At 66.6% G+C, this 12933-nt stretch carries 13 protein-coding genes, 1 tRNA gene and 1 other RNA gene; 7 read left to right on the forward strand and 8 right to left on the reverse strand.

The genetic code is table 11. The annotated features are described in order from the left end of the window. Positions 1-3 precede the first annotated feature (3 nt). The 4 genes from NI1_RS25955 to NI1_RS25970 form a co-directional block, all read right to left on the reverse strand. Positions 4-555, reverse strand: coding sequence for a flavin reductase family protein (locus NI1_RS25955; protein ID WP_067825676.1), 552 nt, complete (start codon positions 553-555; stop codon positions 4-6). Between the two features lie 129 nt (positions 556-684). Beyond that, a complete protein-coding gene (locus NI1_RS25960) occupies positions 685-1380 on the reverse strand; it encodes a DUF8020 domain-containing protein (protein ID WP_067825678.1) in 696 nt (231 codons plus the stop codon). Positions 1381-1525: 145 nt separating this feature from the next. Next, positions 1526-2233 carry a DUF8020 domain-containing protein gene (locus tag NI1_RS25965; protein ID WP_067825680.1) on the reverse strand — a complete coding sequence of 236 codons (708 nt, stop codon included), beginning with the start codon at positions 2231-2233 and terminating at the stop codon, positions 1526-1528. Between the two features lie 113 nt (positions 2234-2346). Next, positions 2347-2925, reverse strand: coding sequence for an HhH-GPD-type base excision DNA repair protein (locus NI1_RS25970; RefSeq protein ID WP_157535352.1), 579 nt, complete (start codon positions 2923-2925; stop codon positions 2347-2349). Positions 2926-2998: 73 nt separating this feature from the next. Between NI1_RS25970 and NI1_RS25975 the strand changes: the two genes are divergently transcribed. Further along, positions 2999-3841, forward strand: a complete 843-nt coding sequence (locus tag NI1_RS25975) for a methyltransferase domain-containing protein (RefSeq protein WP_067826001.1) — start codon at positions 2999-3001, stop codon at positions 3839-3841. A gap of 54 nt (positions 3842-3895) precedes the next feature. Here NI1_RS25975 and NI1_RS25980 read toward each other — a convergent pair whose 3' ends face one another. Together NI1_RS25980 and ffs are read right to left on the reverse strand one after the other, a co-directional pair. After that, on the reverse strand, positions 3896-5185 hold the full coding sequence (locus NI1_RS25980) for an aspartate aminotransferase type Ic (RefSeq protein ID WP_067825681.1): 1290 nt from the start codon (positions 5183-5185) through the stop codon (positions 3896-3898). A 127-nt stretch (positions 5186-5312) separates the two neighbouring features. Further along, positions 5313-5407: signal recognition particle sRNA small type (gene ffs / locus NI1_RS25985), an RNA gene on the reverse strand. A gap of 99 nt (positions 5408-5506) precedes the next feature. On the opposite strand from ffs, the gene NI1_RS25990 reads away from it, so the two are divergent. Both NI1_RS25990 and NI1_RS25995 read left to right on the forward strand, forming a co-directional pair. Continuing rightward, positions 5507-6592 carry a hypothetical protein gene (locus NI1_RS25990; protein WP_067825682.1) on the forward strand — a complete coding sequence of 362 codons (1086 nt, stop codon included), beginning with the start codon at positions 5507-5509 and terminating at the stop codon, positions 6590-6592. Positions 6593-6646: 54 nt separating this feature from the next. After that, positions 6647-6732: transfer RNA gene (locus NI1_RS25995), tRNA-Ser, on the forward strand. Positions 6733-6780: 48 nt separating this feature from the next. Here the strand turns inward: NI1_RS25995 and NI1_RS26000 are convergent. After that, entirely contained in the window at positions 6781-8181 is a 1401-nt protein-coding gene (locus NI1_RS26000) for a wax ester/triacylglycerol synthase domain-containing protein (protein WP_084523699.1), read from the reverse strand. A gap of 97 nt (positions 8182-8278) precedes the next feature. On the opposite strand from NI1_RS26000, the gene qcrB reads away from it, so the two are divergent. Beyond that, positions 8279-9916, forward strand: a complete 1638-nt coding sequence (gene qcrB / locus NI1_RS26005; protein WP_067825684.1) for a cytochrome bc1 complex cytochrome b subunit — start codon at positions 8279-8281, stop codon at positions 9914-9916. A 48-nt stretch (positions 9917-9964) separates the two neighbouring features. Here qcrB and NI1_RS26010 read toward each other — a convergent pair whose 3' ends face one another. Continuing rightward, positions 9965-10174, reverse strand: coding sequence for a DUF397 domain-containing protein (locus NI1_RS26010; RefSeq protein ID WP_067825686.1), 210 nt, complete (start codon positions 10172-10174; stop codon positions 9965-9967). Positions 10175-10560: 386 nt separating this feature from the next. Between NI1_RS26010 and NI1_RS26015 the strand changes: the two genes are divergently transcribed. The 3 genes from NI1_RS26015 to NI1_RS39940 all read left to right on the forward strand — a co-directional run bounded on the left by NI1_RS26015 (position 10561) and on the right by NI1_RS39940 (position 12927). Beyond that, a complete protein-coding gene (locus NI1_RS26015) occupies positions 10561-11064 on the forward strand; it encodes a DUF309 domain-containing protein (protein WP_067825687.1) in 504 nt (167 codons plus the stop codon). 99 nt (positions 11065-11163) lie between these two features. After that, a complete protein-coding gene (gene gluQRS, locus NI1_RS26020) occupies positions 11164-12087 on the forward strand; it encodes a tRNA glutamyl-Q(34) synthetase GluQRS (RefSeq protein WP_067825689.1) in 924 nt (307 codons plus the stop codon). A 51-nt stretch (positions 12088-12138) separates the two neighbouring features. Next, positions 12139-12927 carry an RDD family protein gene (locus NI1_RS39940; protein ID WP_067825691.1) on the forward strand — a complete coding sequence of 263 codons (789 nt, stop codon included), beginning with the start codon at positions 12139-12141 and terminating at the stop codon, positions 12925-12927. Positions 12928-12933 lie beyond the last annotated feature (6 nt).

Below are 12933 nucleotides of genomic sequence, written 5' to 3' on the forward strand. Positions count from 1 at the left end.
AGTTCAGGCGGTCGCTTCGCGAATCTGCGGGGGCACCGGGTTTTCCAGCGCGCGAAACCCACTGCGGTGGAATACCAGGGGTTCGGAATCGGGGTGGGTGGTGAGCCGGTGCACCCGCAGCAGCACCACCGCGTGATCACCCGCCGGAACCTGCGCGTGCACGGACGTCTCCAGCCAGGCCGTGGCCCCGGAGATGAAGGCCGCGTTGCCGTTTCCGCCGCGCAGGTCGATATCACGGAAGCGATCACCGGTCCGGGAACTCAACGAACGCGCCGCCCCCTCCTGCCCGGAACCCAGCAGGCTGAGCCCCAGCCGGCTGGCCTGCTCCAGCCGCGGCCAGGTCTCGGAGGTGTATTGAATGCACACCGAAACCAGCGGCGGATCCAGCGATACCGGGGTGAAGGTGCTCACTACCAGCCCGTGCGGCACGCCGCCGATGCGGGCGCAGACCGCCACCACCCCGCTGGGGAAGTGCGCGAAGGTGCGGCGCAGATCCGCGCCGTCGACCGGGGTGAGTGCGGCATCCGCACCGTGAATCGAGGTCAGCTCGCCCATCGACCCAGTTCAGCAGGATGGCCCGGGCAGCAACAGGTTTGGGCTCAGGCGGATCGGAAGAACGCGAGAGCCCCCGCCCGGTATGCACCGGACGGGGGCTGTGTCCCGCCGAAAAGGCTGTGGAGAGAATTACTTCTGGAGGGACGGCTGGTTGATCGTGACGAAGTAGTTGTACGCCGCGCCGATCGCGACCGGAGCGGTGATGAAGATCTGGCCGGCCAGGGTGCCCAGGAAGCCGACGGCGGCGGCACCGGCGATGCAACCACCCAGCGGGCCCAGGCCGAACAGCGTGGCCAGCGCGCCGGTGGCGACGACACCGAGAACCGCGCCCGCGACACAGCCGAGGGCCGCGCCACCGATACCACCCACGAGGGTGGCGACCGAGGCGCCCATGGAGATGGTGTCGACCATGCGCTTCCAGGCGGCCTGCTCACGGTCGTAGTCCGACTTGAACGGGGCCTGGTTCTCGAACGGCAGGTTGACCGGCTTGTAGACCGCGTGCTGCTCGTCGAGCTGCGGGGTCAGGGTGGCCGCGTTGCCGGCGATCTCGGCCGCGATCGGGAACTCGAAGTCGTCGACGCGGAACTTCAGGTCGGTGTCGGCGACCGTGGTGCCATTGGCAGCCTTGATCTTGAAGGTGCCGTCCTCGACCACCATGTCACCGTCGGTCCGGATGACCATGACGCCGGTCTCGGGGTTGGTGGTGGCGGCGTAGTTGATGACACCGTTGTCCTGCGCGGCAGGAGCAGCGCCGGCGGTGCCCGCGGTGACGCCCAGGGCAGCGATCACGAGCGCCGCGGTGGCGGCGAATTTCTTCGAAAGCATTTGTGGTATTTCCTCATCAGGCGGTCCGCAGGGGGAACGTGGAGATCAAATAGGGGAAATACGAACGAATGCTTACCCGAAGGTGCCGGGCGGGTTAACTCTTCGCTCGGCGCCTTCGGGCGCACACCGGATTACCTCGCCGAATTTACTTCGCGGGCGCGGTGAACGGCTGGTTGATGGTCGTAAAGTACTGCACCGCAGCGGCAATCGCGACCGGCGCGGTCACGAAAATCTGCCCGGCGACGGTACCGAGGAAGCCGACGGCCGCCGCACCGGCGATGCAGCCGCCGATCGGGCCGAGACCGAACAGGGTGGCCAGCGCGCCGGTCGCGACGGCGCCGAGCGCCGCGCCCGCGATGCAGCCCAGGCCCGCCCCGCCGATGCCGCCGACCAGGGTGCCGATGGTGGCGCCCAGGGTGATGGTCTGGGTCAGCCGGGTCCAGGCCGCGACCTCACGGTCGTACTCGGTCTTCCACGGCGCCTGGTTCTCGTAGGGCAGCGCGACCGGCTTGTACACGGCGTGCGCCTCGTCGAAGACCGGCGTCAGAGTCGCGGTGCGGCCGGAGATCTCGGCGGCGATCGGGAACTCGAACTCGTCGACACGGAACTTCAGTTCGGTGCCGGCGACGGTGGCGCCGTTGGCAGCCTTGATCTTGAAGTAGCCGTCCTCGGTGACCAGGGACCCGGCATCGGTGTGAATCACCGTTTCGGTCCCGGTATTGGTGGCCGCGTAGTTCACGACGCCCTGGTCGGCGGTGGCCGGGGCCGCACCGGCGGTGCCCGCCGCGCCGGTGGTCACACCGATCGCCGTGACCAACAGTGCCGCGATCCCGGCGAATTTCCTCATCTTCATTTGGTGCTGCTTCCCGCTGGTGCTCCTGCAAATCGAACGCGGCAAGCATCAAGCAATTGCGGCGCCGATTGGAGGTTTAGAACCACCTTGATTCAATCGGCACCGGGCGGGCGCTACTTCTGCTTGGCGGCCGCCTTCGCGTGCTTCTTGAATTCCCGCACCTGCGTGAGAGATTCGGCATCGGTCACATCCGCCACCGAACGCCGCGACCCGTCCTCGCCGTAAGCGCCCGCCGCTTCGCGCCAGCCCGCGGCGGTCAACCCATCCTGTTTTCCCAATAGCGCCAAGAAGATTCGCGCCTTCTGATCCCCGAACCCCGGCAAAGCCTTGAGCCGTTTCAGGACTTCCTTGCCGTCCGGATCCCCATTGGTCCACAGGCCCGCGGTGTTTCCGTCGTAGTTCTCGATAATGAACCGCGCCAGCTCCTGCACCCGGCGGCCCATCGAACGCCCGTACCGGTGGATGGCCGGCGGCGTGGCGGCCAGCTCCTCGAATTCCGCCGGATCCGCCTCGGCGATCTTGCGGATATCGAACCCGCCCATTCGATCGGCGATCTTCTGCGGACCCCGGAAGGCGTGCTCCATCGGAAACTGCTGATCCAGTGCCATACCCACCAAAAGGGCGAAATCATCGGTGGAAAGCAGGTCGTCAGCGGCGGATTCCTGCGCAATACACAGTTTGCGGCTCACCATTGCTCGATCATCCCATCCATCCCGCGTTGCGGTGACACGGGTCACGACTAGGGTGGGCGCCATGCCCGACACCATGGCAAATTCTTCAGTACGAACCGCGCCGCAAACCGGCGCAGGGTCCGGACTGCAACCGGACCGTTTCGACCGCGAAGGCCAGGATCAACTGGTCGATGTCCACGATCTGCAAGCCGCGCTACCGGGAATCCGCCGGTTGCGGACGTGGGCGCACGAGAAGCTCGCGCTGCAAACCGGGGAGAGCGCCCTCGACATCGGATCCGGGACCGGCTCGGAGGTCATGCACTTCGCCGAGGCCGTCGGCCCGAACGGGATCGCGCTCGGCGTCGAACCCGACGAACACCTGCTGCACGCCGCCGAACGGCGCGCCGCGCAGGCCGGCTCCACCGCCAAATTCGTCTCCGGCGACGCCTACGGGCTGCCGCTGGCGAGTGACAGCTATGACGGCGTGCTGGTCGAGCGGGTCTTCCAGCACCTGACCTCGCCCGCCCGCGCCGTCGGCGAGATCACCCGGGTGCTCAAGCCCGGCGGGCGCGTGGTGGTGATGGACGCCGACTGGGGCACGGCCATCGTGCATCCCGGCGACCGGCACGTGGTGCACGAGGTGGTCGAGACCCTCGTCTCGCGCACCACCAATCCGTTCGCGGGACGCCAGCTCTCCGGGCTGCTCACCAAGGGCGGGCTGATCGTCGACGACATCGGCTCGCACGCCCTGGTCCAGGACGGGACCGCGGGCGCGGGCGCGTTGGTCGCTCGCGTCGCGGACATGTCGGTGGCCCGCGGCTCTATCACCCAGCGCCAGCGCGATCAGCTGCTCGCCGATCTGGAGGCCGGAGCGGCCAGCGGTGACATCCACCTGTCGGTGACCATCTTCGCAGTGCTCGCCCACAAACCGAACTGAGCGGACGAAAAAGGGGCGCGCATCGAAAGATACGCGCCCCTTTCGCTTTTCGTACTACAAGCCCAAGAGCTTCTCGCTCGCGGCGAGCAGGACGCAGGTCGCCAGGCCGTCCATCGCCTTCTCCAGCTCCGCCTCGGACGGGAAGCTCGGCGCGATGCGAATGTTCTTGTCCTCGGGGTCTTTTCCGTACGGGTAGGACGAACCCGCCGGGGTCAGCGCGATACCCGCGTCCTTGGCCAGCGCCACCACCTTGCTGGCGGTGCCCTCCAGCACATCCAGGCTGATGAAGTAGCCGCCCTTGGGCTCGGTCCAGGACGCCACCTTCGACGCGCCCAGGCGATCCTCCAGAATGCGCAGCACCAGTTGGAATTTCGGCTCCAGGATGGCGCGATGCTTCTGCATGTGCGCGCGCACGCCCTCGGCATCACCGAAGAAACGCAAGTGGCGCAGCTGGTTCAGCTTGTCCGGGCCGATGCTCTTCTTGCCGGCGTGCTTCAGGTACCACTCCAGGTTGGCGGTGGAGGAGCCGAAGAAGCTGACGCCCGCGCCCGCGAAGGTGATCTTCGAGGTGGAGGCGAAAACGTAAGGGCGGTTGGGGTTTCCGGCCGCGGCGGCCAGACCCAGCACATCCAGCACCGGGTCGGCGGTCTCGGTGAGCGGGTGCACCGCGTAAGCGTTGTCCCAGAACAGGCGGAAGTCCGGTGCGGCCGTGGGCATCGAAACCAGTTCGCGGGTCACGGCTTCGGAGAAGGTGACGCCGGTCGGGTTGGAGTAGTTCGGCACCGCCCACAGACCCTTGATGCTCGCATCGTTCGCCACCAGTTCGGCGATGGCGTGCACATCCGGGCCGTCGCCCAGCATCGGGATGGCGATCATCTCGATGCCCAGCGATTCGGTGATCGCGAAATGCCGGTCGTAACCGGGCGCGGGACACAGGAACTTGAGCACGGGCTCGTCCGCCCAGCGGCGGGTGGAGTCGGCGTTGCCGTACAGCATGGAGAACACGATCATGTCGTGCATCAGCTCCAGGCTGGCGTTGTTGCCCGCGAGCAGGTTCGACACCGGGATGCCGAGCAGTTCGCCGAAGATGGCGCGCAGCTCCGGGAGCCCGTGCAGGCCGCCGTAATTGCGCACGTCGGTGCCGTTGGCGTCCTTATAGTCACCCTCGCCCGGCAGCGACAGCAGGGCATTGGAGAGATCGAGTTGTTCCGGCGCGGGTTTACCGCGCGTGATGTCCAGGGTGAGCTTCTCGGTCTTGAGCTTCGCGTAGTTCGCGGTCTGCGTCTCGTGTTCCGTCACGAGTTCCGCATGGCTCATCAAACCGAGTTGCGTCTGCCGGGGCATCTGCACAGCCTTTCCAAGGGCGAGGAATATGTGTGGTCCGCGAGTAGACCGCGAATCCAACCGCCCACGTTACTAGGGGGCTCGACCGAATCGGGAGCGATATACGGAGAGCGCAGTCCCCGGAAAATAAAGGGGACCCAGCGCACCCGGCAGAGCCCGTTGACCCTTGCTGCCTTCCGGCCCTGGGGGAGTTCACAGGATGCGCGCCGCGCTGGATCCGTCGGCCAGTGTAGCGGCTCACCGAGACTCCTGCCGCCCCGGGTCGTTACGATCGGTCCGACATGCGGGGCGACCCGCTCAGTACCGGAGGGGAAACCGTACGTGACTAGCTCCAATCCAGGACCGGGCGAGCCGCACGACCCGGCGAAAGCGCAGGAGACCGCGCAATGGTGGGCGACCCCGCCCACCGGCACCGATCCCGGGCAACCGGTGACCGGAGCGGATCCGACCATGCTCAACTACGGCGGCCAGCAGCCCCCCGCCGATCCGACCATGCTGAATTACGGCGGGCAGCAGCCGCCCGCCGACCCGACCATGCTCAATTACGGTGCAGGCGCGGCGGGTTACACCCCACCGGCACAAGCCATTCCGCAGCCCGCCTACACCGGCGGCCAGTACGCGGCCGGGCAGCCGATGGGCGGCCAGCCGTTCCCGCCCGCGCAGCCCGTCCCGCCGGCGCAGCAATTCGCCCAGCCCGCAGGCGGTTACGCCTACCCGACGCCCGCGCGGCCGGCCGGCGGCGGCAACAAGACCGGCTGGATCGTCGGCGGCGTCATCGGCCTGGTGGTGCTGGTCGGCATCGGCATCGGCGCGATCGCCGTCGCCACCAAGGACTCCAGCCCGATCTCACCGCTGGGCAATGACAAGAAGAGCATGGACGGCAACTACTCCATGGCCAATATCACCAACGCGTGCAGCCTGATCGATCCCTCGGCGCTCACCAAGTGGTCCTCCACCTCCAAGGGCAGCCCCACGCACACCGAAACCAAGGGCACCGACTACAGCGGCGGCTCGATGAACTGCAAGGCCGGCTACTCCAGCAAGTCGAGCAGCAGCAAGTACCACGACAATGAGGCCGAGATCACCCTCGATGTCGGCTTCACCAGCGCCTACGGCGGCCCCACCTACGACACCTGGAAGCAGTTCGACACCGGCACCACCGGTTCCGGGCGCGCCTCCGGCGATCTCACCGGCATCGGCAGCCAGGGCTACTGGCATACCGAGACCAGCGACTACTCCTCGTTCACGGTGCAGGAGTACACCGCCGCGGTCACCGACAGCAATGTCTCGGTCAAGGTCAAGATCAACCTCGATCGCGGTCCCGGCGAATCCATCAGCAAGGAAGAAATGGCCTCGGTGGCGAAGGAGCAACTTCAGAAGGCGCTCACGGCACTGAAGAAGAAATAGCCTCCGACTACCTGATTTGCGTTCCGCGGGGGGTCAGCCGGTATATTGCTCCACGGAGGATTCGCCTAGTGGCCTATGGCGCTCGCCTGGAACGCGGGTTGGGTTAACAGCCCTCAGGGGTTCAAATCCCCTATCCTCCGCTCACGAAAGCCCCGTTTGGACACTGTCCAGCCGGGGCTTTCGTCTGTTCAGGCCCGGTTCAGGGCGGTCGCGGTTTCGCGCAGGGCCGCGTCCAGCAGTGCGGCGTAGGCGTCGAGATCCGGGACGACGGCCGGGTCGGCGTGCAGCGACAGGGTGACGGTGTCGCCGAGGCCGTGGATGCCGTGGGTCAGGTGCATGACCGAGCCGATGGCGGGGAAGCCGGCGGTGAAACGGACCGCGCCACCGCCGAAAGTGAGGTCGGCGGGGCCGCGATGGACGCTGGAGACGACGGTGTGGCCCGAAACTCGTTCGGGGAGCGCCTCGATCGGGAGGTGCGTCACATCGCGATGCAGGATCGGGGCGGGCAGGGCCGCGGTGACCCGGGACTGCGCTTCCTGCAACGGGTGTTTCGCGCGTTCGGCTCGGAGGGCGAGATCCGCGGCGATGGCGGCGGCGCGGGCGCGCGGATCCGGTTCGCCGAAGCACAGGTCTACCGAGAGGTCGCGGTAGCTGTTGCGGGTGCCGTGGGTGGCGGCAACCGCCATGGGGACTTGGGCGCGGGCGTCTTCGCACGGTTCGCCGCGCCGGGTCAGATAGCGCTGCATGGCCAGTGAGATGGCGGTCAGGGCGACGACGGTCACCGTATGACCTGGGACCCGCAATTCGTTCGCATCGCGCACCAGCATCCGTACGGAGTGACCGGTCGGGAGCTTGCCGTCGCCGGCGAGCAGGTTCGGGACGACGCCCGGCGATGGGGGCGGGACAGCACCGGAGGCGGTGAGGTCGGCCAGTTCCTGCTGGGCGCGGGCGGCCGCGAGTCCGCGAATCACGGTGCGGGCCATGCGGATCGGCAGTCGCGGCAGTTCGAGGGCGGCGGCCACCCGACCGTCGTTCCGGCATGCTTTCAGCCGGAATCTACACGGTTCGCTCGTGTGTGGATCCCGGCTGAAAGCATGCCGGGATGACGAGGGTGGGGTTTCGGAGAACAGGGCGCGGGCCAGTTCGGCGGCCCGGCGGCCGTCGGCGAGGGCATGGGAAAGCTGGAGGATCGCCACCAGGGCGGGCTCGCCGGGAGCGAATCCCGGTGCACCGGTGATGCCGCGGAAGAGGTGCAACCTCCACGCGCGGTGCTCGGCGCGGATCCCGGTGTTCAGCAAGGCTTCCAGGGCCGTGGTGAGCGCACCCCAGGTCGGTTCGGCCAGTTCATGCTCCGCGAACTGCTCCGCAGTGAATTCGCAATGCGCCCATATCGGATACGCAATATTTGCAGGAGTTTCGAGCACGTGCACCAGCAAATCTGGAATATCGATGACCCGGTTTGCAATCGCCGCACGAAGCCGGTCGGTCGGCTGCCCGGCGTCGGCGAAACAGTACAAGAGGAACAAATCGTTGCGGGTGCGGGCAGACAACCAGTACACGGAGGCGTCGCGGGCCGCCAAGGAATTCACCGGGTGAGCCTAGCGAAAGCGCATATGGTGCAGTGGGTCTGGGTGCTACCGTGTGTAGTAGAAGCCTTACCACTCTCTCCCGGGGCGGGTGACCGCTATGGCAACTCGTAATCGCACCGCTGGTCGACTGGCGGAGCAGGCCGATGCGGCGGATCAGCGGTATCAGGCCGCGGCATTCGTCAAAAGATCCATCAACAAAGTCTTTCCGACGCACTGGTCGTTCCTGCTCGGTGAAATCGCGCTCTACAGCTTCATCATTCTGCTGCTGTCCGGCGTCTATCTGACCCTCTTCTTCGATCCGTCGATGACCGAAGTGACCTACAACGGGTCCTATCAACCGCTGCGCGGCGTCACCATGTCGCGCGCCTACGAGACCGCCTTGCAGATCTCCTTCGATGTGCGCGGCGGGCTCTTCGTCCGGCAGGTACACCATTGGGCCGCACTGCTTTTCAGCGCATCCATGATCGTGCATCTGTGCCGCGTCTTCTTCACCGGCGCGTTCCGCAAACCCCGCGAGGCCAACTGGGTGATCGGCGCGATCCTGCTGATCATCGCCATGTTCGAGGGTTTCTTCGGCTACTCGCTCCCCGACGATCTGCTCTCGGGCACCGGGCTGCGGGCTGCCTTCGCCGGCATCACCATGGGCTCCCCGGTGATCGGCACCTGGCTGCATTGGCTGATGTTCGGCGGGGACTTCCCCGGCCACATCATCGTGCCGCGCCTGTACATCGCGCACGTGCTGCTCTTCCCGGGCATCATGCTGGCGCTCATCGCCGCGCATATCGCGCTGGTCTGGTACCAGAAGCACACCCAGTATCCGGGGCCCGGGCGCACCGAGAAGAACGTCATCGGCACCCGCATCGTGCCGGTGTTCTCCCTGGACCAGGGCGCGTTCTTCGCCTTCACGCTGGGCGTGCTGGCCATCATGGGCGGGCTCTTGCAGATCAACCCGATCTGGAATCTGGGTCCCTACAACCCATCTCAGGTCTCGGCGGGCACTCAGCCGGACTTCTACCTGATGTGGACCGATGGCTTCCTGCGCCTCTTCCCGGCCTGGGAGCTCTACATCTTCGGGCACACGGTGCCGGGCGCGTTCTCGGTGGCGCTGGCCATGCCGCTCATCTTCGTGGCGCTCATCGCCTATCCCTGGATCGAGAAACGGCTGACCGGGGACCGGGTGGCGCGTCACAATCTGCTGCAACGGCCGCGAGATGTGCCGGTGCGCACCGCGATCGGGTTCATGTCGCTGGCGTTCTACCTGGTGCTCACCCTGGCCTGCGTCAACGACATCATCGCCTTCCAGTTCTCGATCTCGCTGAACGCGACCACCTGGGCGTTCCGCATCGCGCTACTGCTGCTGCCGCCGCTGGCGTACTTCACCGCGTACCGGATCTGCCTGGGGCTGCAACGCGGTGACCGCGCGATTCTCGAGCACGGCATCGAGACCGGGGTGATCCGGCGGCTGCCGCACGGGGAGTACATCGAGATCCATCAGCCGCTCGGGCCGGTGGACGAGCACGGGCATCCGATTCCGCTGGAGTATCAGGGCGCTCGCGTGCCGCGGAAGCTCAACGAGCTGGGCATTGCCGGGCGGCCCGGCACCGGCAGCTTCTTCCGGGCCGATCCGCCGGCCGAGCGGGAACAGCACCGGGCCACCGAATCGGCCGAGGAGCACAAGCAATTGGCGGTGCTGCGCCGGGCGCAGGAGGATCACTCCGGCAACGGGCGGCACTAACAAACGAAAAGCCCCGAGTCCACATCGACTCGGGGCCCAGTTCCCGTTTCAGGCGCGCTTGAACTCCCCATCGGATACGCCCGCCATGAATGCGTCCCACTCGCCGGGGGTGAACGCCAGGATCGGGCCGCGACCGTGGTCCTTGGTGTCGCGAACCGCCACGTTGCCGTCTCCGAGAAAAGCGACCTCCACGCAGTTGCCATTGGGGCCGCTGTGTTTGCTCTTGCGCCACACGGCGCCGGTGAAATCCAGCTTCACGGTTCTAGCTCCTTTTCTGCGTCATGCTCAGGATCTTGCTGGCATCGATCTTGGTGACACTGGGATCCGAGGAGATCGGCGAATCCCACGTACGCCCCGGGTTGCGCGCAAACGCCCCGTACAACCCGCTCTCTGCACTTCACGATGGGAATGCACCCCCGATGGCCGTTCCCGCGCTAAACAGTAGCAGGGTTCTCCAATAGGAGATCGCATTCTTTCGTTTTCAATCAGCAAATATAGGGCAAGGTTAGCCAGCAAATAATTTGCACAGAAATAGCCGTAGATTGCACACAACAATTATTCGAAGTAGCAATTTTGTTGCCGGTGCGCGGTGCGGCGAACGGAACGAACCGGGCGGGCGACCGCCGGTCGTTACGTCCGGGATCATGGAGACCATGACCGAGCGCGAGCCGGAGCAGACCGGACGGGATCGAGACGAGGCCGGGCGTGCCCGGAATGCCCGACCCCGTGACCGTTTTGGGCGACCCCTCCCATTCGGGAGCACGGGGGTCCCGCGAATCCCGGACGATCTGGAGTTATCGCCCGAAGCGACCCTGGAGTACGCCCAGCGCCTGCTCGACGACGGGCTGGCCTTCAATGCCCACGAGGTGCTCGAGGCGGCCTGGAAGAACGGGCCATTCGCCGAGCGGATGCTGTGGCAGGGGCTCGCGCAGTTCGCCGTTGGCCTCACCCACATTCAGCGGGGGAATCCGAAGGGTGCTCGAACGCTGCTGGAGCGGGCGGCGGGGCGACTGCAGGCCTACGGACCCGCACCCTACGACATCGACTCCCCCGGCCTGATCGCCTGTGCCGAAACGCTTCTCACCGACCTGGACCAGGAGAAACCCATTTCGGAGGCGCAACTCCGACCCGAATTGCGCATTCACTGAGTTCGCATTTTCGCTCTCGGCTCGCACCGATTGTGTGCACCCGCAAGAGTGCGAACGAGTAGCCACACTGCGAAGGATGCGAACGAAGGTGCGCCTACGATGGCCAACGTGACGGGATACGGACGATTCGCGCCGAGCCCTTCCGGGGATCTGCATCTGGGCAATCTGCGCACCGCGTTGCTGGCGTGGCTGTTCGCGCGCTCCACCGGGCGCGGCTTCCTGCTGCGGATCGAGGATCTGGACCGGGTCAAGGCCGGCGCGCAGGAGCGGCAGCTGGAGGACCTGGAAACGCTCGGGCTGGACTGGGATCCGCCGGTGCTGCGGCAGTCGGAGCGACTGCCGCTGTACGAAGCGGCCATCGCGCGGCTGACCGCGGCCGGGCGCACCTACGAATGTTTCTGCACCCGTAAGGAAATTCAGCAGGCGGTCACCGCGCCGCACGGGCCGATGGGCGCGTATCCGGGCACCTGCCGCGATCTCACCGCGGCCGAGCAAACTCGGCGCCGCGCCGAGGGCCGGCCCGCCGCGCTCCGCCTGCGCGCCGAGGTCACCGAATTCGAGATCCACGACGAACTGCTCGGCGACTATCGGGGCGCGGTCGACGATCTGGTGCTGCGGCGCGGCGACGGCACCCCGGCCTACAACCTGGCGGTCGTGGTCGACGACGCCGCTCAGGGCATCGACCAGGTGGTTCGCGGCGACGACCTGCTGCCGTCCACGCCGCGGCAGGCCTATCTGGCCACCCTGCTGGACACTCCGGTGCCGCACTACGCGCATGTGCCCCTGGTGCTGAACACCTCCGGGCAGCGCCTGGCCAAGCGGGACGGCGCGGTCACCCTGCGCGATCGGCTGGCCCTGGGCGAAACTCCCGAGCAGGTACTGATGTTGCTCGGCGAGTCGCTGGGTTACTGCGACGCAACCACGATTCCGCAGATACTGGAGCGGTTCCGGCCGGAAAAGCTGCCGCGGGAACCATGGACACTGGATCCGAACAGCTTGTTGCAACCCAGTACGTGTCCGTAACGTACGGACTCGACCAGACCCCCGAGACTTTCGACGAGGACGGCGAACACAATGACAAGCGGTGGGTATGACCCCAACCAGTATCCGCAGGGCGGTGGCCAGCCCTACGGTCAGCAGCCTTACGGCCAGCAGCCCGATCCGTACGGTCAGCAGCAGCCGGGCTACGGTCAGCAGCCCTACGGTCAGCAGCCGTCCGATCCCTACGGCCAGCAGCCGGGCTACGGCCAGCAGCAGCCGGGCGGATACGGCCAGCAGCCGCAGCAGCCGTACGGCCAGCAGTCCGACCCCTACGCCCAGCAGCCGGGCTACGGTCAGCAGCAGCCCTACGGTCAGCAGGGCGGCTTCGGCCAGCAGCCGAACCCGTACGGTCAGCAGGACGCGTACCAGCCGTACCCGGGTCAGCCCGGTTTCGGCGGCGGCGCGCAGCCGGCCGACGTGGGGATCCGCCTCGGCGCCCGCATCATCGACGGGTTCATCGTCGGCATTCCGATGGGCATCATCGGCGCCTTCCTGCCCAACAGCCTGACCGTGGTGTGGAGCATCCTGACCGCGCTCGCCATGTTCGGCTACTTCGTCGGCATGGAGGTCGCGCAGGGCGCCACCTTCGGCAAGCAGCTGCTGAAGCTGAAGGTGCTGGCCCCCGGCGGCGGCACCCTCGACCCGGTCACCTCGGCCAAGCGCAATCTCTTCATGCTGGCGGGCATCATTCCCTGGTTCATCGGCAGCCTGATCGAGGTCGGCCTGGCGATCTGGGTCGCGGTCAGCATCAACCAGGACCCGAACAAGCAGGGCTGGCACGACAAGTTCGCGGGCGGCACCCAGGTCATCAAGACCTCGTAACCCGTT

Origin of the sequence: Nocardia inohanensis NBRC 100128 (assembly GCF_001612945.1) — a bacterium.
Classification (GTDB): Bacteria; Actinomycetota; Actinomycetes; order Mycobacteriales; family Mycobacteriaceae; genus Nocardia; species Nocardia inohanensis.